This is a genomic window from Thalassolituus sp. UBA2590 (assembly GCF_002339775.1).
In the GTDB taxonomy this organism is placed as follows: domain Bacteria; phylum Pseudomonadota; class Gammaproteobacteria; order Pseudomonadales; family Oceanobacteraceae; genus Thalassolituus.
The window spans coordinates 1-24,795 of record NZ_DDKU01000178.1 but is presented as its reverse complement, the minus strand read 5'-3'; the positions used below and the strand labels follow the sequence as shown (position 1 = coordinate 24,795).

27 protein-coding genes and 1 tRNA gene are annotated in these 24,795 nt (G+C 52.9%); 9 read left to right on the top strand and 19 right to left on the bottom strand.

The features are described from left to right. Window positions 1-309: DUF4124 domain-containing protein (locus B2067_RS15410; protein ID WP_301389017.1), on the top strand; the 309-nt coding region annotated here is incomplete at its 5' end. 3 nt (window positions 310-312) lie between these two features. Here B2067_RS15410 and B2067_RS15405 read toward each other — a convergent pair. The 3 genes from B2067_RS15405 to B2067_RS15395 all read right to left on the bottom strand — a co-directional run bounded on the left by B2067_RS15405 (window position 313) and on the right by B2067_RS15395 (window position 2,468). Continuing rightward, the gene (locus B2067_RS15405) at window positions 313-1,269 is read right to left on the bottom strand and encodes a WD40 repeat domain-containing protein (RefSeq protein ID WP_068435793.1); all 957 of its coding nucleotides are present in this window, start codon (window positions 1,267-1,269) and stop codon (window positions 313-315) included. A gap of 76 nt (window positions 1,270-1,345) precedes the next feature. After that, a complete protein-coding gene (gene rsd, locus B2067_RS15400) occupies window positions 1,346-1,819 on the bottom strand; it encodes a sigma D regulator (RefSeq protein WP_068435795.1) in 474 nt (157 codons plus the stop codon). Window positions 1,820-1,943: 124 nt separating this feature from the next. Further along, window positions 1,944-2,468: a disulfide bond formation protein B gene (locus tag B2067_RS15395; RefSeq protein WP_068435797.1), complete on the bottom strand. Its 525-nt coding sequence runs from the start codon at window positions 2,466-2,468 to the stop codon at window positions 1,944-1,946. A gap of 116 nt (window positions 2,469-2,584) precedes the next feature. On the opposite strand from B2067_RS15395, the gene B2067_RS15390 reads away from it, so the two are divergent. Beyond that, entirely contained in the window at window positions 2,585-2,989 is a 405-nt protein-coding gene (locus B2067_RS15390; RefSeq protein WP_301389016.1) for a flagellar basal body-associated FliL family protein, read from the top strand. A 43-nt stretch (window positions 2,990-3,032) separates the two neighbouring features. Here B2067_RS15390 and gshA read toward each other — a convergent pair whose 3' ends face one another. The 4 genes from gshA to B2067_RS15370 form a co-directional block, all read right to left on the bottom strand. Continuing rightward, window positions 3,033-4,598, bottom strand: coding sequence for a glutamate--cysteine ligase (gshA, locus tag B2067_RS15385; RefSeq protein WP_414716545.1), 1,566 nt, complete (start codon window positions 4,596-4,598; stop codon window positions 3,033-3,035). Window positions 4,599-4,742: 144 nt separating this feature from the next. Further along, complete coding sequence (locus B2067_RS15380) at window positions 4,743-6,944, bottom strand: TonB-dependent receptor plug domain-containing protein (protein WP_301389014.1); 2,202 nt, start codon at window positions 6,942-6,944, stop codon at window positions 4,743-4,745. Window positions 6,945-6,965: 21 nt separating this feature from the next. Next, entirely contained in the window at window positions 6,966-9,290 is a 2,325-nt protein-coding gene (locus B2067_RS15375; RefSeq protein WP_349676820.1) for a Tex family protein, read from the bottom strand. A 103-nt stretch (window positions 9,291-9,393) separates the two neighbouring features. After that, window positions 9,394-11,472 carry a TonB-dependent receptor gene (locus B2067_RS15370; RefSeq protein WP_301389013.1) on the bottom strand — a complete coding sequence of 693 codons (2,079 nt, stop codon included), beginning with the start codon at window positions 11,470-11,472 and terminating at the stop codon, window positions 9,394-9,396. A gap of 114 nt (window positions 11,473-11,586) precedes the next feature. Between B2067_RS15370 and B2067_RS15365 the strand changes: the two genes are divergently transcribed. Both B2067_RS15365 and B2067_RS15360 read left to right on the top strand, forming a co-directional pair. Then, window positions 11,587-12,042, top strand: coding sequence for a BlaI/MecI/CopY family transcriptional regulator (locus B2067_RS15365; protein ID WP_301389012.1), 456 nt, complete (start codon window positions 11,587-11,589; stop codon window positions 12,040-12,042). Then, window positions 12,036-12,962 (top strand): M48 family metalloprotease, encoded by a 927-nt coding sequence (locus tag B2067_RS15360; protein ID WP_301389011.1) that lies wholly within the window; start codon window positions 12,036-12,038, stop codon window positions 12,960-12,962. The genes B2067_RS15365 and B2067_RS15360 overlap by 7 nt, the downstream gene beginning before the upstream one ends. Before the next feature lie 64 nt (window positions 12,963-13,026). Here the strand turns inward: B2067_RS15360 and B2067_RS15355 are convergent, their stop codons facing one another. The 4 genes from B2067_RS15355 to yrfG all read right to left on the bottom strand — a co-directional run bounded on the left by B2067_RS15355 (window position 13,027) and on the right by yrfG (window position 16,806). Beyond that, window positions 13,027-14,559 carry a phosphoenolpyruvate carboxykinase gene (locus B2067_RS15355; protein ID WP_301389010.1) on the bottom strand — a complete coding sequence of 511 codons (1,533 nt, stop codon included), beginning with the start codon at window positions 14,557-14,559 and terminating at the stop codon, window positions 13,027-13,029. 207 nt (window positions 14,560-14,766) lie between these two features. Continuing rightward, on the bottom strand, window positions 14,767-15,624 hold the full coding sequence (gene hslO / locus B2067_RS15350; protein WP_301389009.1) for an Hsp33 family molecular chaperone HslO: 858 nt from the start codon (window positions 15,622-15,624) through the stop codon (window positions 14,767-14,769). Between the two features lie 3 nt (window positions 15,625-15,627). After that, entirely contained in the window at window positions 15,628-16,026 is a 399-nt protein-coding gene (hslR, locus tag B2067_RS15345; protein WP_076514283.1) for a ribosome-associated heat shock protein Hsp15, read from the bottom strand. 123 nt (window positions 16,027-16,149) lie between these two features. Continuing rightward, window positions 16,150-16,806, bottom strand: coding sequence for a GMP/IMP nucleotidase (gene yrfG / locus B2067_RS15340; RefSeq protein WP_301389008.1), 657 nt, complete (start codon window positions 16,804-16,806; stop codon window positions 16,150-16,152). Between the two features lie 50 nt (window positions 16,807-16,856). Here yrfG and nudE point away from each other — a divergent pair, with 50 nt between their 5' ends. The 4 genes from nudE to B2067_RS15320 all read left to right on the top strand — a co-directional run bounded on the left by nudE (window position 16,857) and on the right by B2067_RS15320 (window position 20,069). Continuing rightward, window positions 16,857-17,420 (top strand): ADP compounds hydrolase NudE, encoded by a 564-nt coding sequence (gene nudE / locus B2067_RS15335; RefSeq protein WP_068434812.1) that lies wholly within the window; start codon window positions 16,857-16,859, stop codon window positions 17,418-17,420. Window positions 17,421-17,442: 22 nt separating this feature from the next. Further along, window positions 17,443-17,946, top strand: coding sequence for a hypothetical protein (locus B2067_RS15330; RefSeq protein ID WP_068434810.1), 504 nt, complete (start codon window positions 17,443-17,445; stop codon window positions 17,944-17,946). A gap of 76 nt (window positions 17,947-18,022) precedes the next feature. Continuing rightward, window positions 18,023-19,372, top strand: coding sequence for an MATE family efflux transporter (locus B2067_RS15325; protein ID WP_301377230.1), 1,350 nt, complete (start codon window positions 18,023-18,025; stop codon window positions 19,370-19,372). A gap of 139 nt (window positions 19,373-19,511) precedes the next feature. Further along, window positions 19,512-20,069, top strand: a complete 558-nt coding sequence (locus B2067_RS15320; protein ID WP_273087022.1) for a hypothetical protein — start codon at window positions 19,512-19,514, stop codon at window positions 20,067-20,069. A gap of 46 nt (window positions 20,070-20,115) precedes the next feature. On the opposite strand, the gene B2067_RS15315 is transcribed toward B2067_RS15320, so the two are convergent. From B2067_RS15315 to B2067_RS15290, 6 genes are read right to left on the bottom strand one after another with little or no spacing between them, the layout of a single operon-like run. Continuing rightward, on the bottom strand, window positions 20,116-20,832 hold the full coding sequence (locus tag B2067_RS15315; protein ID WP_273087020.1) for a pseudouridine synthase: 717 nt from the start codon (window positions 20,830-20,832) through the stop codon (window positions 20,116-20,118). Window positions 20,833-20,834: 2 nt separating this feature from the next. Next, a complete protein-coding gene (locus tag B2067_RS15310; RefSeq protein WP_297531449.1) occupies window positions 20,835-21,113 on the bottom strand; it encodes a hypothetical protein in 279 nt (92 codons plus the stop codon). A 26-nt stretch (window positions 21,114-21,139) separates the two neighbouring features. Further along, window positions 21,140-21,826 (bottom strand): LrgB family protein, encoded by a 687-nt coding sequence (locus tag B2067_RS15305; protein ID WP_301377232.1) that lies wholly within the window; start codon window positions 21,824-21,826, stop codon window positions 21,140-21,142. Beyond that, on the bottom strand, window positions 21,816-22,157 hold the full coding sequence (locus tag B2067_RS15300) for a CidA/LrgA family protein (protein WP_297531453.1): 342 nt from the start codon (window positions 22,155-22,157) through the stop codon (window positions 21,816-21,818). The genes B2067_RS15305 and B2067_RS15300 overlap by 11 nt, the downstream gene beginning before the upstream one ends. Window positions 22,158-22,164: 7 nt before the next feature. Further along, window positions 22,165-22,455 (bottom strand): type II toxin-antitoxin system RelE/ParE family toxin, encoded by a 291-nt coding sequence (locus B2067_RS15295; protein ID WP_068436574.1) that lies wholly within the window; start codon window positions 22,453-22,455, stop codon window positions 22,165-22,167. 8 nt (window positions 22,456-22,463) lie between these two features. Continuing rightward, the gene (locus B2067_RS15290) at window positions 22,464-22,706 is read right to left on the bottom strand and encodes a CopG family ribbon-helix-helix protein (protein WP_068436576.1); all 243 of its coding nucleotides are present in this window, start codon (window positions 22,704-22,706) and stop codon (window positions 22,464-22,466) included. A gap of 152 nt (window positions 22,707-22,858) precedes the next feature. On the opposite strand from B2067_RS15290, the gene B2067_RS15285 reads away from it, so the two are divergent. Further along, on the top strand, window positions 22,859-23,032 hold the full coding sequence (locus B2067_RS15285) for a hypothetical protein (protein WP_297531458.1): 174 nt from the start codon (window positions 22,859-22,861) through the stop codon (window positions 23,030-23,032). 54 nt (window positions 23,033-23,086) lie between these two features. Here B2067_RS15285 and B2067_RS15280 read toward each other — a convergent pair whose 3' ends face one another. Further along, the gene (locus tag B2067_RS15280; protein WP_301389007.1) at window positions 23,087-24,466 is read right to left on the bottom strand and encodes a hypothetical protein; all 1,380 of its coding nucleotides are present in this window, start codon (window positions 24,464-24,466) and stop codon (window positions 23,087-23,089) included. A 236-nt stretch (window positions 24,467-24,702) separates the two neighbouring features. Further along, window positions 24,703-24,787: transfer RNA gene (locus B2067_RS15275), tRNA-Leu, on the bottom strand. Window positions 24,788-24,795 lie beyond the last annotated feature (8 nt).

Sequence of the window (24,795 nt, the reverse complement as noted above, 5' to 3'; positions counted from 1 at the left end):
CCCGCCTCTACAGAGCAGACACGACAGACGTTTTATAAATGGCAGGACGCGAATGGCCAGTGGCATTTCGGCAACGAAGCGCCGGAAGGTGTTACTTCCAAAGAAGTTAATATCGATACCGCGGCAAATATTCTGGCGCCGGTCGCAACGAAAAAGGAAGACACATCCGACAACGAACTGATCACTCCCGAGCCTAGGGTGCCTGACTCGCCAATCGTTATGCCCGGGCAGGCGCTGGAGCTGATTGATCAGGCGAAGCAGGTAAAATCTATGCTGGAGTCGCGATACTCAACCGAAGAGCAGCGGTAGTCATCACCGCTGCATGTGATAAACGCGCCCATTAGCGGCGGCTGCCACAACGCCGGTGTCCGTGAAGGCAACGTCTTCCAGGGCAACGTTGTTTCCAACCCAGTGATCTCCCGGGGTCGCACGCCAACGTTTAAGTTCGGCCCCTGTCTGAACGTCCCAGAGCTGTATCTGCCCGGATGTATTACCCGTCAGGAGTTGTTGTTCTGATGCGTCGAACCGTGCCGTACTGAAATGTCCGCGTCCACCGGGAAGCTCAATCAATTGCTGCCCACTGGCCGCATCCCAGATGCGACCGGCCTCGCGTAGGGCTGAGGTGAAAATCAGGCGGCCACTGGGCGATAGCTCGGCGGTTTTGACCTGATTGTTGTGTTTCAGTGTGGAGATGGCTGAGCCGTCATTGAGATTCCAGACAATGGCCGTCAGGTCGTCACTGGCAGAGGCGCCAAGCAGACCATCGGCGCTCAGGCTGACGTCGTAAACAATGCCGTCGTGGGCCAGGCGCTGGCGGATGCCGCCATTTCGGATATCGAACAGGGTTGCGGTGTAGTCCTGCATTCCGAGAAGGGCGAGGTTGCCGTTCTCTGTCAGAGCAATATCTTCGATGTCGCCGGGTGCGTTCCAGAACCAGATGGCTTTCCCGGTAGCCACTTCCCAGAGCACTATCGTGCGGTTGTCGGCGCTGGCAACGTAAGCATCATCGGGCGAAAAGGCACCACTGGTCAGGTTGCTGTAACCGTCGCTGGTGTGGTTCCAGTCGAAATGACGCTCAGCAGGATCGAGTGTCCAGTAGCTGCCACCGTGGTGCAGACTGCCGATAAAGGCGGCGGTGCCAGAGTGATTGATACGAATGCTGTAGACGCCCTGTGTCGCGACCTCAGAGAATTTCTCAGGCTCAGCTGCGTTGTCACAGGCAGAGAGAAGAGTCAGGGAAAGCAGAAAAAGAATAAAACGCGGGATCATGACAACCTGTTCCGTGAGCGGTCAGTGGACGCGCGAAGTGCGCGTCCTGTTGTCAGTGTAGAACAGAATTCCTGTCTTAGCTGGCAACCGCCTCACGATGCACGTTGTGCATTTTTTCGATGAGGTTGTCTTCAATCTGAAAACGCTCTTCGAGCACTTCGCCGATGGCCGACAGGTCAGCAGGGAGCTTCGCCAGCTGGTCCAGAGTGCAGTGTTTGTCGTAGGTATCGTTGAAGTCAACGCATTCGCCGGTAAGGGCTTCCAGGCGTGGCATGTGTTCATTTGCCAGGTCGATGGTGCCATCGTCGAATTCACGGGCTTCATTCATCAGCTGCTCGTAAATTTCGAAGTGCCCTGCTGAGCAGTAATCCATCATAACTTCACAGAAACGCTGCAGGTTCTCTGCCAGTGGTTCCTCTTCAGACAGCGGCTTGCTGGCGCTGAGGTTGCAGAACAGGACGATCAGGCTCTGGCGCTCATTCAACCATTTGTCGATCAGTTGGTGAACACCGCCCCAGCGTTCCTGTGCGTTTTTACATTGTTCCAGCATGTCAAAATTCCTCTGTGAAAACGGTGCTGCTTATGCCTTAGTGTCACCAATATAGGCGCGTGGAAAGCGGCATTTCAAGCAACTTTTTTCAGTTTTTTTTCTTGCAATACCGCGGTTATGTGCATCAACTCTGCTTGTCGGCGCTCCAGGCGCGAGCCAGACCCAGAAGGCTGACAAGAGTAAATGCAACGAATATGACACGGGTCCACTCCGGCATACTCAACGCCATGAATTCCCATGAGATATCCGCACAGCTGCCACTGGCCTGAAGCATGAAGGTAACCAGTTCGGTGAATGGCAGAACTTCCGCCATGTATTCAACACTCGGGCCACATTCAGGCACTTCGTCGGCAGGCAGGCCCTGTAGCCAGACATGACGGTTAGCGACCCAGACACCAAATATGGACGATGCCAGTGTGAATATCAGAGCAATGCGATGCGGCCAGCGGGTGTTGCGGGCAATAAATGCGAGCAGACAGCCAATGCCGATGCCTAGTGTGGCAATACGCTGAACAATACAGAGCGGGCAGGGATCGAGGAACATCTGGTATTCAAAGTAGTACGCTGAAGCCAGCAGCAGGACACAGATAAGAAAACCGGCCAGATAGCCACCGGCAACCAGCGGGGCGGGAAATAGACGTTGCAGCATCATAAGTCGTTACGTGAACTCGTGAATTAGTTGTCAGGAGTCTATCACGCGCACCCAGCGGAATCCGCGTCAGCTGCTAAGCTTGACCATAATCTACATTGTGACGGAGACGCGGAATGCTGAAGCGCCTTTTTTTTACTCTGCTGGTGACGTTGCCAGTGATGGCTTTTGCAGAAGACGAAGCGGCCCTTGCTGGGCCTCAGGTTCAGTACATCTACTTTGAACCTGCATTTGTTGTTAATTATGGCAGTACCGGCCGGATTAAGTATCTGCGTACGGATGTTGCGCTTAAGGTCAGTACCACTGAGGCTGGAGCGGCGGTCGCTCACCATAAGCCCTACCTGCGCAACAGCCTGGTGATGCTGTTCAGTGCACAGGAATCAGAGATCATGAATTCGACTCCGGGGCGTGAGGAACTTCGCCAGATTGCTTTGGAAGAAGTCCGTGCAGTGATGACTCAGCTGGAAGGGGCTCCGTCAGTGGATGACCTGTACTTTAATAACTTCGTCGTACAGAACTAATGGCCGAGAGCAGGCAGAGCGCAATCGCCTGTCAGTGGGTCATTCAGCGAGTCATATAGTCATGCAGAAACTCGTCAAAGGGCTGAACATCGTTTGCTTCGAGTTCGGCCTGTGCTTTGAGGCTTTCTTCGGCTGTTGCCTTCCACTCGGCGCGGACGTCTGCTGACAAGGGTTCACTCAGGAACTTACGATGTGCCTGCGCCTGACGTAATGTCAGTTCAGCAAATTCAATCTTCTCGTCTTCCAGAATTCTCAGCACTTTCGCGGATGGCGTATGACTGGCGTCAGCGATCTTAAGGCGTTGCTGACCAAGAGTATCTATGTGGAAGCTGTGATGGTTGGCTTCGTCGAGCAAGGCTGCCACGGGCTGCATGCTGTCGAGAAGTTCGCTTGCCCAGTCTGCCAGAGTGGTTTCGCCGCTGGCGCTTTCGAGCATTAATCCCGGGCGACGACCTTCGTAAACCACTTTACTGAAGTTGCGCTGAATACGTTCGTATTCAGTATCGTCAATCTCACTGCTGTCCTGCAGAGCACACCAGAGAAGGAAGATATCCATAAAGTGCATCTGTGGAACGTCGATACCCAGTGGCAGGAACGGATTCACATCCGTGCTGCGGACTTCAATATACTGAATACCGGCACGAGCCAATGACTCCAGCGGCTTCTCGCCGGACTCGCCTACCCGCTTAGGACGGATATTGCTGTAGTACTCGTTCTCGATCTGAAGCAGGTTGGTATTGAGCTGCTTATACTGGCCGTTCTCTTCCTGCATACCAATGGCTTCGTATTCAGCGACAGGAATGGTCAGCGCTTTACTCAGCGTGTCGATGTACGACTCAAGGGAATTGTGACAGATCACTAAGCCCGATTGAGCATTATTCTGGTAACCCAGATCACTCATCCGCAGCGAGGTCGCGTACGGGGCGTATAAGGTGTGCTTGTGAAGCTTCTGCAAAGAGTGCTTACGGCCATCAAGAAATGTGCTGCATACCGCCGGTGATGCCCCGAACAGATACATCAGCAGCCAGCCATAGCGGCGGAAGTTACGGATCATGCCGAGATAGCGGCGGGATACGAAGTCTTTGTCTGCTTTCTGACCTTCCTGCTCCGCCAGCAATTGCAGCAATTCATCTGGCAGCGAGAAGTTATAGTGGATACCTGAAATTGCCTGCATCACACGACCGTAGCGGTGCCAGAGGCCATGGCGATAGGCATGCTTCAGACGTCCGATATTGGAGCTGCCATACTCGGCAATAGGGATGCTCATTTCGCCTTTCAGGATACAGGGCATCGACGCTGGCCAGATCAGCTCTCCTTCCATTTGCTGGTAGGCAAAGCGATGGGCGGTTTCGAGGTAAGCCGACGCCTCATGGGCGCTGGTAAAAACCGGCGTAATGAACTCAAGTAAGGCTTCGGAGTAGTCGGTCGTAATAGCCGGGTGCGTCAGCGCAGAGCCCATTCCCTTAGGGTGAGGTGTCTGAGCGATTAGTCCGTCATTGCCGCAGCGCAGGCCTTCCTTCTCAATTCCCCGTTGCAGTCGGGAAAGCATGGGTAGGTGCCGGGAGTCGGCCAGTAGCGCCAGCAGTGAATTGTAGGAAGCCAAGAGCACCTCTGCATCAGGTTGGAAGTCAGCGGATTATAGGAGGAATCGACAGGATCTTATACATGCTTGTATCAGAAATTGGTCTCAGATTATTCGCTCATAATGAACCCTGTTGTGTATAGGCCTACTAATTGTTCGTCAGATCGATTATCAGAATGCAACACTGGCACTTAACTGAACGCGTACAGCCTGCTCGTAGGGTTCTGAGTCCGGCTTGAAGGTATTTGACGTAAAGTCTCTCTGTGCTCTGAAACCTAACCGGGTTGTTGTCTCTGCCGAGGCAAAGTCACGGTATATATTCAGCTCCAGTGTATGTAGATCATCGCCGTCATCACCGCGGTTCACCCGGCGTCCGTCTTCAATAACAAACGCACTGAGATGAGTGAAAATCTGCGCTGGCCATGGCTGGAACCACGAGGCGGAGTGCGAACGCGGCGAATACAGGGCGACCAGGTCGCTGTCGCTGAGATCCTCTGTTGGATCTACCTCTGCGCGCAGCCATGCGCTTGTCAGACGATATTCGGCAGAGCTTTTGGCTGTAAAACTGACCTGACCTTCGGCACCGCTGTAGTTAATTTGATTACCATCGTTGACGGTATCCAGGCGGATGGATGGATAGTGATAGATGACGTTGGTGAGTTCTTCTCTGAACAGCTTCACGTCCCATTCTATGTTTCCATTAAAAAGAGGCTTGCTGGCGAAATATCCCAGCTCGATGGAATGAATGATTTGCGGCTTAAGGTTGCCTGGCCCTTTGAAGCCATCGTAGTACTCGACGCCAGCATAGGGCGATTGTGTTTCTGCGTTTTCAAGGACTAAGACCCAGTCGGCTCTCTGCTCAAGGATATCGGGAGTGCGCCCCGCACGACTGAGTACCAACCGCACAGACTCGACCGGACTGATCAGGTAATTTGCAGCAAGTTTCCCGGACCACACATCGGTGCCGTCTTCTTCATATTCGTACATCACTCCAGAGTGCAATGCCCAGCGATTACTCAAGCGCCAGTTGACGTTGCCGAATCCCCGAACCTGATCTGAGTCGATGTAGCCATCGTAATACGTCTTCGAATAGATCTGTTCTTTGCGGTAACCGATGCCGCTGATCATGATCAGGTTATCCGCGAAGGCGATGGTATCCTGCAATTCGAGGTCGATACGCCTTTCATTGGTATCAGCATTAACATTGCCGCTTATGGGGATAAAAAAAGCGCTGGGGTCGCTGCCATAACGCCCCATAAGCTGCTGGGCGAGAGCCTGTTCATCCGGATTACTGGAATCCAGTGCCGTCAGAGGGACGCCCTGAACAAACTGATCCGCTGCCTCAGAGTTAATCTCGTCCAGCTGTCGTAGCTGTGGATCAAAGAAACCCGCGGGCCCACTTTCAAGTACACCGGGCTGGCGACGCTCAAACCGTGTTGCGTGTGCGGAGACTTTGATCTCATGGGATTCCGACAGGTCATGGTCATAAATCACACTGGCTTCGAATTGGTTCCCTTCAACGTGATTACTGGAAAACTCGTAGTCGGGCACATCCCTGAAAGAATTGGTCATCGTAAAGGCGGTATTCAGGCTTTGGAAATTACTCAGCTGGTGGCTGGTGTTCAGCATCACAGCGGCGAAATCCCGGTTGTCGTCGCAGGGGGTGGTACAACCGATGCTGATATCTTCGCTGTCTTTCAGGTGTTCAGTGGAGTAGGCCTTGGCCGAGAGCCGCCAGCGATGGTTCTCTTCGCCGCCAGTGGCTCGGGCGTATAGCTGAGTGTCAGAGTTATTCCCTTGTTCAATACTGACCTGGTCATCGAAGGCGTCCTGAGGGTAGCGCGTGATGATATTAATAACAGCCTGATACGCGTTCGTACCATAGCTGGTGGCCGCCGGGCCACGTACAACCTCAATACGTTGAATATCCTGTACAGCGACTGGCAGGTCTTCCCAGGAGACGGCAGCAAGGCCCGCGAGGTATTGAGCTCTGCCATCGATCAGTACCTGAAAGCTCTTGGGCAGGATGGAAAGCCCGCCGTGATATACCACGGCGTCACTGTTGTCACGGATGTCGTATGCGACCAGCATACCCGGGACATAACGAAGCAGCTCAGAGATTCGTTTTATACCTGTGCGGCGGATGAAGTCGGCATCCAGAACCGTCACACTGCCTGGCACCTCTGCGGTGGCCTGATGCAGTCGCGCTGGTGTCAGTACATGCGGGATATCGGCTGCTGAGGCATCCCAGCTTGAGGCATCCCACGAGAGGGAAGAGAAGTTATCCGGGTTATCATCTGCTGTAACGTGCAAAGGCTGGCAAAGGTTCGCGGCACACGTGAGTATGATGAGTAGAGGTCCTTTTTTTTGCACGATAACTTCTCATTATTCGCTTTATTTCTTTCTGGCGTTTGCAAAGGCGGCTGCGAAGGCCCCCGCCATAGCACCGTTTCCGGCAGGTTGCTGCGTCGGTTTTGAACCACGCGGCTGGCGCTGAGGTCTGTCTTTAGCAGGTCGGCTTCCGGTGTCGCCCGAGGCGTTGATATCATCCCCCAGTCGCATGGATAAACCAATGCGCTTACGCGACACATCGACCTCCATTACCTTCACTTTTACGATGTCGCCGGCTTTCACAACGTCGCGCGGATCCTTCACGAAGTGATCCGCCAGCGCTGAAATGTGTACCAGACCATCCTGATGTACACCGATATCCACAAAGGCACCAAAGGCGGCAACGTTAGTGATCGCGCCTTCGAGAATCATACCGGGCTTCAGGTCTTTGATGTCTTCTACGCCCTCTTTGTATTCCGCAAAGCGGAATTCAGGACGAGGGTCGCGACCGGGTTTCTCCAGCTCTGAGAGGATATCTTTTAAGGTGAGTTCGCCGGTATGTTCATCCGTGAACTGGCCTGCATTGACAGATTTCAGGAAGCTGCCGTCGCCAATCAGGCTGCTGACATCGCGTGAGAATTCATGGGCAATGCGCTCCACTACAGGGTAAGACTCAGGGTGAACGCCGGAGGCATCCAGAGGGTTTTTACCGTCCATAATGCGTAGGAAACCCGCCGCCTGCTCGAAGGTTTTGTCACCCAGGCGCGGCACTTTTGCCAGGTCTTTGCGTGAGGTGAAGGCACCATTTACATCGCGGAAAGCGACGATGTTATTGGCCAGTGTGGCGTTCAGCCCGGAAACTCGTGTCAGCAGTGGCGCAGAGGCGGTATTCAGATCGACGCCCACCGAGTTAACACAGTCCTCTACGACGGCATCCAGTGTGCGCGCTAATTGGCTCTGATTAACATCATGTTGATACTGGCCCACACCGATGGACTTGGGCTCGATTTTTACCAGTTCTGCCAATGGGTCCTGCAGGCGACGAGCAATGGATACGGCGCCGCGAATGGTCACGTCCAGATCCGGAAATTCTTTGGCCGCCAGCTCTGACGCTGAGTACACCGAGGCACCGGCCTCGTTGACCATGATCTTCTGTACGTTCAGATCTTTGTGCTTTTTCAGCAGATCGCCAACAAACTTATCGGTTTCGCGCGAAGCAGTACCGTTACCAATCGCGATCAGCTCGGCATTGTGCTTCTGAATCAATGCCAGCAGTACGGCTTCGGATTCGGCGATGCGATTTTGCGGAGGTGTCGGGAAGATGGCGCAGTGATCGAGGACTTTGCCGGTTTTATCGACGACCGCGACTTTCACCCCGGTACGCAGGCCGGGGTCCAACCCGATGGTGGCTTTTGGCCCTGCTGGTGCAGCTAAAAGAAGGTCTTTGAGGTTGTCGGCGAATACTTTAATCGCCCCTTCTTCTGCCTGCTCTCGCAACTGGCCGATCAGCTCGGTTTCGAGACTGGTGAGCAGCTTGATGCGCCAGGTCCATTTTACGACCTCGGCCAACCATCGGTCGGCGGCGCGGCCTTCATTTTTTATGCCTGAGTGTTCGGCAATAATGGCCTCGCATGGGCTGGCGGCCAGCTTGTCTTCAGGGTCGCCGGTCACCAGTGAAAACGACAGAGCGCCCTCATTGCGACCACGCAGAATAGCGAGCGCACGGTGACCCGGTACCGACTTCAGAGGCTCGTCGTGCTCAAAGTAGTCGGCAAATTTTTCCCCTTCTTTCTCTTTGCCCGGTACTACGCGGACAGAGAGTGTGGCTTCCTGCTTCAGGAAGCGGCGCAGCGCCGCGAGCAAGTCGGCGTTTTCGGCAAAGCGCTCCATCAGGATGTATTTAGCGCCGTCGAGTGCGGCCTTGGTATCGCCAATGCTGTGCTCGGCGTTGAGATACTTCTCCGCTTCTTGTTCGGGCGTCAGGTTCGGGTCGTTGAACAGGGCATCGGCTAATGGCTCAAGGCCTGCTTCAATGGCCATCTGACCTTTAGTGCGGCGCTTTTTCTTGTAGGGCAGGTACAGATCTTCGATGCGGGTTTTGGTATCCGCTGTCAGCAGTGCCTGCTTCAACTCATCGGTGAGTTTGCCCTGTTCCTCAATGCTCTTGATCACAGAAGCACGACGATCTTCCATGTCGCGTAAATAGCCCAGACGCTCCTCAAGAGTACGCAACTGGCTGTCGTCCAGCGCCCCCGTGACTTCTTTCCGGTAGCGGGCGATAAAGGGAACAGTAGCACCTTCATCAAGAAGGGCGACGGTGGCATCAACCTGTTGTGGGCGGATATTCAGTTCAGTAGCGAGGCGTTGGGTAATCGAAGGCAGGGACATGGCTCACAGATACATTATTCACGATGGCGTGAGTATACCTGTGAGCACCGCCCCATAAACAGGGGCAGTGTTGGATTTAGGGCACTTCTGCAGCAGGCAGGAATCAGAAATGGTAAGCGAGTGAGACCCGGACGGTGCGAGGTTCCAGGACATGGTAGTGAATGTCTTCAACCGGCTCGCTTTCACCGGGTAATTGCGATTCGTAGAGATAGTCGATGTCATGGTCATCGCTATCCAGCAGGTTCAGGACTTCCCCGCGTACTGACCAGTTGGCCTGACTGTATCCTGCTTGCAGGTTAACCACAGTCGATGCGTCAGATTTAACGGAGCCATCTTCGATCAATGGTCGCTCACCGAAATGGCGGACGCGAGCAGCCCCCGACCAGCCATTGCCAAAGTCGGCGCTGACGCCTGTCTGCAATACATCTTCAATCGCGCCCGGAATGTCATCACCTGAATCGGTAAACTCGGCCTGAGTATGTGCGTACTCGGCGTCGAAGTTCCAGACATCCGTTATGCGGTAATACGCGGTTAATTCGATACCGCGACGACGGCTTGCGTCGCTGGCTTCGGTGTTACCTGCGTCACCAACGAACAGCAGTTCGCTGTCGAGGTCGAGCTGCCAGAGCGAGACTGACGTATTCAGGCGCTGGTTAACGAAGCCGCGAACACCGACTTCATAACCCAGAGAGTCGACTAATGGGTCGACCTGTGTGGTGTCACTGCCGTCAGCCGGGTCAATTTCGATGGTGGTGCCTCGGGCATCGTTTGAATGGAACCCCTGTCCTGCCGCGATGTAGGTTTCCCATTCCGGGCTGAGCTGATAAATCAGACTGGCTTTCAGAGAGGTGTTGCCCGCTGACGCTGTGCCACTGTTAGCACTCAGGTCGACGCCGTTTTTGTTGATGTCGGTGCGGTTATCGACATCGAAGTTGTAGTAGTCGTAGCGAAGCCCGAGTACTGAGCGCAGACGGGTATTCCAGTACAGGGTGTTCTCCGCAAAGACGCCGGTGCTGAACTCGCCGACCTCATCGCTGCGAACAACGCCTATACGCTCACGTGCCTGAGATTGGTAGAGGCCGACTTCACTGATGTCGTCGTAGCGGAACTCCGTACCGACCCGGTTGACCATGGTGCGGCCTGCAAGCTTGCCTTGCCATTGATAGGCCAGCTTACCGCCGTAGATATTGCGGTGATCGACCTGTTCGAACTGGTCACCATTCACCGGATCATCGAGGAAATAGGTAAAGTTCGACCACAGGTTCATGTTGTAGCGGATAGCGTAGGCCGACGCCTCCCATGCTCCGTTGCTCCATTCGGTATTGATGCTGTAGCGGGAAGATTCGCCTCCGACTGTGTCATCAATGGAGCCGAGTTCATCAATCTGCCCAGAAGTCACGGCGCGTTCGGGAATCTGATCTGCGCTGTTCCAGCTGTTGTCATAGCCCATCAGGCTGAGGCGCCATTTGCCGCCCGCCAGAGGCTGCGAGTAACTCAGTAGCAGGTTGGTCTTATCGAGGTCTTCTTCAATATCTGTCCAGGGGCCGTCGTAGGTATTACGTTCAATCGCGTATAGCCAGTCGCCGCTGCCATTCTCTACACTGCCCATAAACAAAGCACGCTGATAAGCGTTCTGTCCGAGCGTCAGCTCCGCTTCGTTGCGATCAAGCTTGCGGGCGGTGTGCAGCGAGGCACTGCCTGCACCGCTGAAGTCACCGGTTTCTGCGTAGTAGCTGCCTTTCTGGTAGCGCAGTGATTCGATGGTTTCTGGGATAATAAAGTTGAGATCCGTGTACCCCTGACCGTGGCCATGCGTTCTCATGTTGACCGGCATACCATCGATAGAGGTCGAGAAGTCGGTGCCGTGATCGAGGTTAAACCCGCGCAGGAAATACTGATTGGCCTTGCCCGTACCGCTGTGCTGGGTGACGACCATGCCCGGTACGAGTTCAAGGACCTCGCCGGTGCGCAGCATCGGGCGGACCTCGATCGCTTCCCGGGTGACATATCCTTCTGAGGCGGAGCTCGCTTCTCCAAGCAGGGGAGCACGACCAACGACGACCTGGTCGTCGAGTCTGATATCATCCGCGCTCAGCGTCTGTGAATCCGAACCGCTCTCTACGGCGTATAGAAGAGTGGGTAAAGTGAGCAACGTCAGTCCGGCTGCTTTGTAAAAAGTCATGAAGGGTCTCCCAGCTTGCTTTACTGCGTTCGGGCAGTAGTTCTGATAATGACATCAGTCTATCGCTTGCCATTCAGGCCGATGATAGGTCGGTGTTAGAGGCGGAGCAGGGTTGTGAATACAGTTTCGGAAGGTAATAACTCAGTGATTAAAGGGTGGCTTCATCAGCTAAAACGTTCACGCACTCCGTCGTTGGGGCAACGTGAGTTAAATGCGCTGGATGTCGTCTGGGCGAAAGGCCAGTGCTCTGCTCAGGACGTGCTCGACGAACTCGACGACGATGTCAGCCTGAGTACCGTACAAAGCACCCTGGAGCGTTTGCATCGCAAAACCCTTCTCCAGCGAACTAAGTCAGGGCGTGCGTTTCTTTATCAGGCAAAGGTTACCCGTTCAGAGCTGATCAGTAGCCTGATTCACGATATCCGCGATGATTTCGGTGCTGAGGATGGTACGGCACTGATCGTCGGTTTTATTGATTTTCTCGCCTCTACTGACCCAGACCTGCATCAGCGGATGCGGGGTGCACTGGAAAACCCCGAGGATTCCGACTCTCCTGAGCCGCCATGCTGAGCGGTATGGGTGAAGTTTTTCTCTCTCTGATACTGAGCTTTATAGGTTGCTCAGCGATCAGCGCGTTTGGCTATACAATGTTCTCCCGCTTATTTTCTACGTCGCCAGTGTACTCCGCGAGCACCTTATCTTTTTGCTACGGCATCATCCCTGTTCTTGCGTCAGTGGCTGTGGCCATCATGCTCCTGAAACCTCACTGGGCGGAACTGTTCTTCCATGAACATTGCCACGGAAACGTCTGCGGCCCTCATGTGCCGGACGTCAGTAATACCATCGCGGGCATATCGTTTGCCGCTATGGCTGCGATGATGGTTGGGGGCACTGTGTACTTTATCGGGCGTCAGGCGTGGCGTAACCGGCGCCGCCAGAGCACCTTAAGAACACTGGCAAACGAAGTTTCACCAGACCAGTGGTCGCGGATTCCGGGAGCGGCTCCAGTGGCGTTTACCGGCGGTTTATTGCGGCCTCATATCTATGTATCAGACGGCATGATGGATGTTTTGTCTGACGATGAACTGCAACTTTTACTTCTGCATGAACAATCGCACATGCGCCATCGCGACCCTCTGGGTCGGTTTATTCTGAACTGGTCGACCCGGTTGTGGCCTCGTCATTTGCGCCGTCGATTTCTTGCGGATCACGCTCTGTGTTGTGAGCAGCGCGCAGATTATGAAGCCGTAAACTACACCGGGAGAGAAGGCGAGCTTCTTGCCATGCTGGAGCGACTTTCAGAATTAAGGGGTGTGAAACAGTGTGAGTATGTTGAGCAGCGCCGGTTGGCGTTAAGAAATAAGGTGCCTTCTGATAATCGAGGAAGAACAGCAGTTCCGTTACTGGCAGGCCTGTTTGTTACAGAGGTCGTACTGCTGACTTACCTTGTTCATCCAGTAATGGACTTTATTATGATGTTGGAGTCGTAACTTTTTCAGCACAATAAAAAAGGGCGCCGCAGCGCCCTTTTTTATGATCGTAAACAGGTTCAGCTTACAGCTGAGGGCCTGCGTTTACGATAGCGTCAGATACGTCGTACTTCTTGAAGTTCTCAACGAACTGAGCCGCCAGGTTCTTCGCAGCACCTTCCCAGTCTGAGCTGTTAGCCCAGGCTTTGGTTGGGTTAAGCAGAGTTGCATCAACACCTTCCAGAGAGGTTGGAACCTGCAGGCCGAAGATTGGCAGTTCTTCAGTGTCCGCATCACGCAGAGCACCAGACTGAATTGCAGCGATGACAGCACGGGTCGTCGGGATGCTGAAACGCTCACCGCCGCCACCGTTAGGACCGCCAGTCCAGCCAGTGTTTACCAGATATACCTGAGAACCGAATTCAGTCACACGCTTCATCAGCAGTTCAGCGTAAACGCCTGCTGGACGTGGGAAGAACGGAGCACCGAAGCAGGTAGAGAAGGTAGACTTCAGGCCTTTAGAACCACCCATTTCAGTAGAACCTACCAGAGCGGTGTAACCAGACAGGAAGTGGTAAGCCGCCTGTTCTTTGCTCAGGATAGACACTGGAGGCAGAACGCCTGTCATGTCACAGGTCAGGAAGATCACGGCTTTTGGTTCGCCGGCCATGTTCTCTTCAACGCGCTTCTCAACGTGAGTCAGCGGGTAAGCACAACGACCGTTTTCAGTCAGCTCAGTGTTGCTGTAGTCAGCAACGCGAGTGTTTTCGTCGATGGTGACGTTCTCAACGATCGCACCGAACTTGATCGCGTCCCAGATGATAGGTTCGTTCTTCTGAGACAGATCGATTGTTTTTGCGTAGCAGCCGCCTTCGATGTTGAAGACAGTACCTTTGCCCCAACCGTGCTCGTCATCACCGATCAGGTAACGCTCAGGGTCAGCAGACAGGGTGGTTTTACCGGTACCAGACAGACCGAAGAACAGGCAGGTATCGCCATCTTCGCCAACGTTGGCAGAGCAGTGCATTGGCAGTACGTCTTTTTCTGGCAGCAGGAAGTTCTGTACACCGAACATTGCTTTCTTCATTTCGCCTGCGTAACGCATGCCAGCCAGCAATACTTTGCGCTGTGCGAAGTTAACGATCACTGCGCCGTCAGAGTTCGTGCCGTCACGTTCTGGAACACATTCGAAACCAGCAACGTTCAGGATCTGCCACTCTTCCTTATCAGAAGGGTTGTAGCTTTCTGGCAGGATGAAGAGGTTGCGGCCAAACAGGTTCTGCCATGCAGTCTGAGTGGTCATTTTAACTGGCAGGTAGTGCTGTGGATCAGAACCCACGTGTACCTGAGATACGAAGCTGTCATGCTGGGCCAGATATTCTTCTACACGCTCCCACAGGGCATCAAACTTGTCCGCGTCGAATGGGCGGTTGATGCTGCCCCACTCAATCGCGTCTTTGCTGCTTGGCTCTTCAACGATGAATTTGTCCATCGGAGAGCGACCTGTGCGCTTACCGGTTTTGATAACCAGAGCGCCGTTATCCTGCAGTTCACCTTCGCCGCGGGCGATGGCTTGTTCTACCAGGAGAGGAGTAGATAAATCGGTGTAAACAGTCATATCGATGCCCCGCAGGGTCCTCGTAAATTCAGTACGGCTTGTGGCCATACTTTGTATCTCAATAATCCGCCCTGAAGGGTGCCCGGGCGAGCCCAAAAGTTTAAGGCGCGCAATTATGCCAGAAAATTCATTGCGCGCTAAGCCCCGTTGGTCGCTTTTTGACCGATAATTATTCGCAGCAGAGCTAAGTTGTTGTTTTATCTGGTTTTACTGGAGATTCTGCTCCGGGAAGAGTTCGTTAACCTGCTCTTTATCGAAACTGTATGCCTGCTTACAGAAATCGCAGTTGATGCTGATTTTTCCTTGTTCTTCAATGATTTGCGTCAGCTCATCTTTGCCGAGCTGGTGCAGAGCGTTGCCGATTCTGTCTTTCGAGCAGGTGCAGAAAAAGCTCAGTTCGCTCGCCGGGTAAGTACGTACCTGCTCTTCGTGGTAAAGGCGGTGAAGCAGGACATCATTGTTGAGGTTGATCAGCTCCTCTTCTTTGATGGTGCTGGCCAGATGAGTGAGACGATCCCACGCATCCGGATCATCGCTCTGCTCTGATGGCATCTGCTGTAGCATGAAACCGGCAGCATTCTGGCCATCGCAGGCCAGCCAGAAGCGTGAACCCAGCTGCTCTGACTGCTCAAAGTAGTCTTCCAGCGCGCCAGCGACATTACCGCCTTTGATCAGAGTGATGCCCTGATAACGCTGGCCCACTTCAGGCTCGACAGTGATGATCATCTGGCCGTCGTCGAAACTCAGTTCGCTTTCTTCGGTACCTTCTTCATAACGGGCGATGGCTCGCAGCTGACCTTGGTCGCTGGTTTCGGCTTGTAGCAGGCTGATGTTGCCCGGCAGACGAATCTGTAAGGTCAGGCGCCCTGTAAATTTGAGGTTGGCACTCAGCAAGGCGGTAGCGGCCATCAGTTCACCGACGGCTTTAGCGATCCGCGTGGGATACTGATGACGCTTCAGTACTTCGCGGTAGCTCGCATTTACGTGAGCCAGCTCGCCGCGGATATTGGTAGTGTCGAAGCTGAAGCGTTGCAGGCTGTCAGCGCTGTTTGGAGTGTCAGACATTCTTCAGTAGTCCTGATTGTGCTCAAAGCGGCGCATGTCGCGACGCTCTTTCTTGTTTGGTTTATGGTCGGGTGCCGCTTGTGAGGCTTTGACGACCTTGCGGTACTCCGCTTTATCCATCCGCGCTTTGATGCTCTCGGGAGTTTCCTCATAGAGCAGACGTGCTTCCGGGGCGCCGCGGCGTTGTTCCGACAATGCTTTAATCATGACGATTTTCTCGTCGAAGCCCTGCCGAATCGTCAGTTTGGCGCCCACGTCGACGGTTTTACTGACTTTGCAGCGCTGGCCTTCGTAATGCACCTTGCCGCCTTCAATTGCGCCTTTTGCCAGCGCGCGTGTCTTGAAAAAGCGCGCGGCCCAGAGCCATTTATCGAGTCGGATTTTGTGTGTCTGTTCGCTCATGCGTCCTCGAAGATCGCGTTGGTAGGGCTGTCGATGACCTTGTGTGCCATGGATGGCACACGAGAGCCTCCATGGATGGATTCACGGCGAGTCAGAGACGGCCCTGGCAATGCAGAATTCGGTTTAAAATTTGAATTCGTCGAAGTGGTGAATGCCCGGAAAGCGACTGTCAGTATTTGGCGCTTTCTGGCTGTCGGGATGAAAGATCGTCAGCAGCCAGCGGATACCCCATTTCTCTGCCGATTCTAACACAGCCTGGCTGTCGTCAATCAGTAGGGAACGTTCTTTATCAAAGGGTTCTTCGCGTTGCAGATGGTCCCAGAACGCCTGACTTTCTTTCGGTTCTTTATAGTCATGGGAGCTGATGACGTGATCGACCAGTCTATCCAGGCCGGTGCGTTCCATTTTCAGGTTCACGCTGTCGCGGTGTGCGTTGGTGACTATCACGGTGCGTTTGCCAAGCTTCTTCATGGTATCGAGGAAGTCTTCCACATGCGGGCGAAAACCAATTTTGTCCTGCACATCGCGCTTAAGCTCAGCGATGGGCAGGCCCGTAAGGTCACTCCAGTGATCCAGACAATACCAGTTAAGCGTGCCACGCAGGCCGACAAAACTTTTGTTCAGCTCTGCGAGCGCTTCTTCTTCTGAGAGGCCGTGATGCTCGGCGTATTTACTCGGCACGTGCTCCAGCCAGAAGTAATTGTCGAAATGCAGATCGAGCAGGGTGCCGTCCATATCTAACAGAACCGTGTCTATCTCTTGCCAGTCTGGCATCGTCATGCGCTAATACCTTACGAAAAGTGTTCACCGACTATTTAAACAGGGCTGTCATGCATAAAAAACCCGAAATCCTGAATCGCCACATGGTCGCAGAAAGTCGCCTGTTCCGGGTGGAATCCATTGACCTCAGGTTCAGTAACGGCGTTGAGCGAACTTACGAACGACTGGTGCCCGGTGGCAGCGGCGCCGTCATGATGGTCGCTCTGCTGGATGATGAAACGATTGCCCTGATACGTGAATATGGGGGCGGTGTTGAAGATTACACCCTTACCCTGCCAAAAGGTGCGGTGGACCTGGGCGAATCGATGCGTGATGCCTGCAACCGCGAACTGCAGGAAGAAATCGGCTTTGCTGCGCGCGAGTTCGTTTATCTGAAGAAAATGAGCCTGTCGCCAAGCTACATGCGAGGGGGCATCGATGTGGTGCTTGCCCGTGACTTGTATCCGTCAAAGCTGGAAGGCGATGAGCCAGAGCCACTGGAGCTGGTTGAGTGGAAGCTCAAGGATCTGACCGAGCTTTACGGCCGCGATGACTTTAACGAAGGTCGTGCAATCGGTGCCTTAGCGGTTGCTGTTGAATATCTGAATGGCCGCTTTGAGGGCACGCCGCTCTAGCGGAATCTGGGTGTAACTTCTGATGTCGAGCAGCGAAGACGAGAAGCTCCGTCTTGAGCATGAAGCGGCCAAGCTGTTTATGCGGGCGTACGAGAAAGAAACCGGCCATAAAATACGGCATTTGTGGCACAACCTTCCGACCAAGCCCGATGTGTCCTGTCTGCTTGAAGGAGATAAGCTCGACATTGAAGTTGCTCATTTATACGGCAGCGAGGCCGAGGCCATGAAAATTCTGGGTCGGTCGCTGAGTGCTGAGACACAGTCGGCTTTGGCGGAACAGGAGCTGGAGCACAATACCGATCAACGCCTGGTCAGTGCACTGAACCGGATACTGCGCCAGAAAGCGGAGAAAACCTATCAGAGCCAGCGTGCCTGGCTACTTATCCGCAACGCACACCCGCAATGGAATGCGCGCAAGATCATTCAATTCATCAATAAAATTCAGGTGCCCGCATCTCACCCGTTTGAGCAGATCTGGATACTTGGCGACATGCATGGCAAATCTGGCATCCTGCAACTGGCCTGAACAGACTATCCCGCGCGCCGCCTGTTAAGACTGTGGTACTGTGCAGCCGGTCATCTTTTATTAATTCTGGGGTTTTATGAGCGTCGAAGGCGCATTACTTACCAGCGGCTCTGTGGGGCGCCACCTGTATCACCAGACGTTGCCTATGGTGATAGGCATTCTGGCACTGATGTCGGTCGGGCTTCTGGATGCTTATTTTATTGGTAATTTAGGCAAGGACCCTCTGACGGCCGTTAGCTTTATCTTCCCGGTGGTGTTTGCTCTGTCCTCGCTTGGTGTCGGAGTGATCGCTGCCATTGCTTCTGTTGTTTCGCGGGCGTTAGGTTCAGGGCAGAAGCACAAGGCGCAGAGTCTGGTGGCTCTGGGAATTGTGGCAGCGGGTATTTTTGGCATTGTTATCACGGTGCTCCTGTTGCTCTTCAAACGCCCATTGTTTGAAGTGATGAATGCTTCTCCAGACCTGTTGCCATTAATCGATTCCTATATGACCCCCTTTGCGTTCGGCTTCCCAATGTTGTTGATTAATATGGGCGGTAATGGTGCTCTGCGTGCTCAGGGCATGGCGGGTAAGGCGTCCCTCATTCTGATGATGATGGCACTGGTCAACCTGATACTCGACCCTATCCTGATTGCCGGTATTGGTAGCTTCGAAGGTTTCGGTATTAAAGGCGCGGCTTACGCCACGGTGGCGGGTTGGACGCTGGCATCCATTCTGGCACTGGTGCTGATTGCGCGAAGCCCTGTCGGCCTGAACTTCTCTCGCCTGAAAGAGGCGCATCCGGGTGAGGATATTCGTGCTCTGTTGAGGGTGGGTGCCCCGGCGGCAGTATCTAATTCCGTAAACCCCGTCGGCCTGTCTATCATGACGGCATTACTGGCGAAGTACGGCGATGCCGCAGTCGCGGGGTTTGGCGCCGGTGGTCGCTTGCAGGCGCTTGCCGTCGTACCTTTGTTGGCGCTCTCGAGTTCGATTGGCGGAATCGTTGGTCAGAACTGGGGGGCAGGCTATGGCGACCGGGCTCGTCGGGCGTTGTGGATGGCCATTGGCTTTTGTGTGGTGTACAGCCTGACGGCGGGCGCTTTGCTGGTAACCTGGCGTGAGTCTCTGGCGACAGTATTTACTGATAGCCCAGCAGTAATTGATGCTATTTCAACGTATCTAATGATCTCTGTCTGGGGGTATGCCGGCTTTGGTGCCCTGATCGTTGTGAATGGTGCGTTTAACGCAATTGATCGTGCTTACTGGGCGCTGGGGCAATCGGTTGTTCGTGTTGCTTTGATTATGGTACCTGTGGCGGTTGGCTTGAGTCTGGTGCTTGAGTCGCGTTCGATTTATGCCGCAGAGCTTATTGCTAACCTGGTCGGTGGCTTAGTGGCTATCATCCTTGGTCGTGCGTTACTGGATGATCGTTGGTTGCGGGCATAATTTCATACTGTTTCCGGGACGATGGTTGGTAAAAATTTAAGCTTTTAAATGAATTCAGTCGAAATATATTGCTCGATAGTTCCGTTTTCAGAATGTAAACGTATAGTCAGGTGATATTGCCAATATACAAGGAGTTAAGATGTCTAAGATAGACGATATCCTCGGAAAAATTGAGTCGTATGAATATACGCGAGAGGAACTGTTGAAACTGAAATTAAATGCTATTCGCGCCAGAACTTGGGGAGAGGAAGGAAAAAACAAACTTCTCGCCGCCATTGAGTATGCGCTTGAGCATATGCCAGTTGATAAAAACAGAAAGACTGATCGAGAAGTTATCATCGACAAAGGCGATTATAAGATCAGCCGTGGGGGGCGTGATGGAGGAAACTTAGCCAGGTTAGAGGCTATTGCGATGAGCTTGTCGAAGGTTCCTGGTATATCGGACATGACGATACTCAAGACTCAGATCAGAATTTATTTATATGGGAAACACTTTTTTGCTGGACTTAAAAGTACAGCTAATGACTGCTGGATTTCCTGTCGCGAGGATCACGGAGTTTCGGAAGAAACCATCTCTGCATGGGGTGAGATTGGCGTAGTAGAGAAGAGCAAAAACTACGATAAACCTTGTATCGGCTTGCGAGCAGATTCGCCAGAAAAACTGGCTGCGGGTATTGCAGCAGTCCAATTTATTTAGACATTGGTAGGCGCGCCGGCTTTAACAATGCTGAATCCAGGGCTAACTATCTTTGACTGATATTAGATATAGCTCGATATTCCCCGCACTTCAGGGAGGCGTCCAGCCGGATGTCTCCAATCGCTACACGATGTAACCTCAATACCGGATTTCTAAAGTGCCCGAACATACGTTTTATCTGGTGGTACTTGCCTTCAGTTAACGTCACTGTTCCAGTATAGGGAGTCAGTCGCTCAAGGGTTGCTGGCTTAGTAGTAATACCTTCGAACGAAAAATAGATGCCTTCTTTAAAGGCCTTCACACACTCGTCGCTTATTGGGTTCTCCAGTGTCACTTCGTACACCTTTGCGACTTTTCTATCGGGTGCCATGAGCGCCTCAGACCAGTCGCTGTCGTTAGTCAGAAGCAGTAAGCCGGAGGAGTTCAGATCCAGTCGCCCGGCAATATGCATATCGCAAAGTTCAGCTTCAGGGAACCCTGCATCACGGAGCACATCAATGACGGTTGGATGAATATCGTCTATTGTGGCACTGACGACACCAACCGGTTTATGCAGCAGGACATAACGGCGAGTGCGATTCTGTAGCTCTTTGCCATCCAGAGTAATACGCGAGAAGTGATCAACCGGTTGATTGATGTCGGTCGCTACCCGTCCGTCTACCGTGACGCGGTTCTGCGCTAAGAGCGAGCGAACCGAGCGCTTCGGTGTGCCTGTGGTAACACTTAAAAACCGATCCAGGCGATAACGCTTCGCGGTCGCCATGTTCAGCGATTTTTCCAGATGTTGGCGACCGCCTTATCATTGCCTAGAAAGCCAACAATTAAACAAACCAGACCGATCAGCCCGAAAATAATCGCCGGGAATGCGCCGCCCGCCTGACCTGCCTGAACAGCAACCCAACCGCCGGCACCCGACAGCACGAGAAACAAACTTCCTACGGCAATCAGAATGGTTCGGTGAGATTCTTTATAAACGTATTCATCTTCGCTGTTTTCAAAAATATTCAGGATCGGAGCAAAGAGTTTTCTTAGAGCGTTTTTCATAGTAAATACTTTTTTATTGTGGCTTTTTACATCACTAGCGGTAACAGAACCGCGTGCAAGGTTGCGGTCAGAGTCATCGCCATCGCGGAATAAGCCGCTTGCTGATTTCCCAGCTCAATCGCACGGCTGGTACCAATGGCATGAGCACAGACACCCAGCGTAAGTCCCATGGCTTTGGGGTCATCGAGTTTAACGGATTTAAGCAAAGGCGGAATCATCAACGCACCGAACACGCCGGTAATGATGACAAACGCAGATGCCAGCGCACCAATACCGCCCAGTTGCTCACTGACCGTGACCGCTACCGGCGTGGTCACCGACTTGGTCGACATCGTAACTGTGATCGTGTCATTGCCGATCCAGAAATGCGCCATCGCCACCGCAACGGCCACCGTGGTACCGCTGCCCAGACTGATCGCCAGCGAGATGCGCAGCCACTCCTTCTTCATCACATGAATAAACTGATAAAGAGGCACAGCCAGCATCACCACCACTGGTCCAAGCATCAAGTGCAGGTACTGCCCGCCCTCCATGTAGGTATCAAAACTGATGCCGGTGACCTCAAGCGCCACAGAGACCAAAATGATGCCCGTCAGAATCGGCGGCAGAAACGCCGTATTACCTAACAGGCGATAGATGTGCTGACCCACAGTAAATGCCGCAATGGTCAGCATCGCCCAGAACAGCGGCATATGCAGAAGCTCATTCAGCATCAGACTTCCTCCGGAACCTCATAATGGCCGCACAGACAATCGCGCCGGGCACAATACTAACCGCCATAATCACCAGCAAGGCAACGCCGTTCTCTGCCAGCAGCTCCTTCTGAGTCACGAGGCCCACACTCACCGGGATAATAAACAGAGGCAACAGCGGCGACAGCGTCTTACTGATCTGCGATAGCGACTCAGGCGCACGCCCGCGAATAATAAGAAACACCAGCAACAGCAGCATACCGATGATGGAGCCCGGCACAGGCGAATCCAGTTGGGACTGGAGCAGGTTGCCTGCGACCAGAAAGAAAAGAAGAATTAAAAGACCAGTCATCTGACAATCACCATGACTCAGGCAGCTTACGGGATGAATGAAAAACGCGAAGTATCTCGACGCGCTTGAGCCTCGTATTAACGCGGTAGGGCACAATGTATCGGGTATTGGGCACAATCAACTCGCGTGTTCCCGGAATACGCCCAGGGTGTCCCAGTGCAGGGTTGTCAGCCAGAAGGCCAATGGCCGAGGTGATACTTTCTACGACTTTTATCGCTGCGCCTGGATCTGTCTCAGCGATGTAATCTGCTTCCTGCGTCAGATTGCTGAGTGCTTTGCGTAGCCACTTGATTTCCATCTATTAGGTCACTTCTTTGGCGACTGCCATTTGCGAAGCGTGTCTGTCACCTCAGTTTCTGACGCAAAGTCACCAGCATCCGCCTCCTTGATCGCATCGAGGGTTTCCTGAATCTGCCATTCATTCAGCTCGACGAATTCACGTAACGCTTCGCTCGCCAGAAACGATTTGGAGCGATGTGTCGCTGTAGCCAGCTTATCCAGCCGTTCTTTGAGCTCAGGTTCTAGCCGTATAGTCATGGTTGTGGACATAGGGCACGCCTCACTATGCTGTGTTCAAGTGTACACAATGTAGCACGGTTTGATCGGAAGTGGATAGCTCGCCATGCAGGTTGACTCTTGTGGGTAATAGGAAAAACATGGGCACCAGCGTGAGAACTTTTCAAGAATCAAAGGAATGAGGAGTGGAATTATTCATAAAAGTATTTGCGTCAGTACTGGCTTCCTTAACGTTGTTTTTCTTGTTGTTGAGCGGCCTCTTTATGCTGCCTGTGGTGTACAGCGGTGAGTTAGAACATTGGGCATCTGCCCTGGGCGTGGCTGGCATGATTTGGGAATATTCTCCTGCACAGCGGTGATCGAAATGCAGGAGGTTAGTGAGTACTTGCGAATTGTAAGCGTTACTTCACAGTTCAGGCGGTCGTTGCTTCCCGCTCAGTAGTTTCAGTTACTGTCTCAGAGTCCATGGACGCCAGACTTCCCAACTCCTGGTCGAATTCGCTGATAAAGCTTTCCATTCTGTCATCGGAAAATTCAGCCGAGGGGTATGACAGGTTCACATTGAAAACGCCATCAATGTTGCAGAGCGTCATAAACATCCCGAAGGTCGGCACTGTAGCGATAACATCTTTTACCCTCGCTGCTTCGCCGGCTTTGTTCAGAAAGTCGAGACTACCAACCGTTGAGAAATGGATGGTCGGCACTGGAATCGTGTCTTTTCTTTTGCCTGCCAATATCCCCAGAGAGTAAAGCTTCTTACCGACGAGAGTGAATGCTTTATCAAGAAGCCAGGGGTAAGAAAGCTTTTTGTGCTTCAGTCTGTCGATTGCGGTAGTGAGTTGGCTTTGCAGGTTTTCCATCATGCGCTGCGGGGATTCCATATCTTTACGGTACGCCCTGAGTATGGAAGTAGTAACGTAATTACCAAATACAGGCGCATCTTTTTCGAAATAAGTGCGCAGATCGTATGAGAGGCGGATGGATACAGTATCGCCGTGCTCTTCGCCGTATCGCTCAAAGAAACTTCGTGCAAGCGCAGTGAGGAAGTAAATATTAAGGCTGTAGCCCATTGATTTGGCTTTCGGCTTCAGGTCGGCCAGTTCATTCTGGAGGTACCGGTGCTTCATAGAAACAGAGCCGATAAAGTCTGTTTTTGTTTCTGCCGGGCTGATGATTTTGTCGTGAGCCGTTTTTTTATTTTCGGCTGAGAGTAATTTCCAGGACTTAAATACCTGGATGGGTGCGGTGATGTAGGGTTTCTGGAATACGCCCGGCACCATTGATGGGTCTTCAAGGGCTTGCGCTATGGTTTCTTTGCCATTCAGGTGCGCCATCAATGACGAGACCATATTAATCCAGCCAACACCGTCACAGGTCATGTGGTGAACTGATATCAGCAGGATGTTTTCTTCGGGCAGGAAGCGGATTTTAATCGGCAGTGCCTGCTGAAGAGTGAATGACTCGTTGAGAAACTCATTCTGGTAATCCTTGAAAGCCTGTGAATCAAAAGGAAGATCTCTCTTTATCTTGAAGGCGTCATCGAATAAAGCGTTGATATGAATTTCATCAGAGATAACTTTCAGGCGCTGCGAGAAAAGCGTCGGTTCTACAATTGTTCTGAGTTTCGGATAGAGATCCATTATGTGCCTGAAGGCGGATCGGATTTCCTCCTCAGAGTGCACCGTCGCAAGCCTCAGCGTAATCATCTGTGAGACGGAGGGTGCAAGGTCCTCGACGACCAGATAGAGAAATTCAGATTTGTTCAGCTTGAGGTATTTGCTGTCGGTTTGCATGATCAAACTCCTTTTGGTGACGTGCACCCCTGATCGTCTTGCCAGGCACTGCATGCGCTTTGGAATCGGTGAGAGATTTTTTCTTTAACAATACTGCGGTTTAAAGAGGCTTGCTACCGTAACGAATGGCTTGTGCTGCTGATGTCTGTCGATTGGCGTGAATAGGCCAGCTAAGGAAAGCGAGACGGGTACTGCGTGGAGTTACTATTGAAAATCACCTACTCAGAGAGAGTAAGTGGTGCGGAAGGAGAGACTCGAACTCTCACACCTTACGGCACCAGAACCTAAATCTGGCGTGTCTACCAATTCCACCACATCCGCGAGAGCGA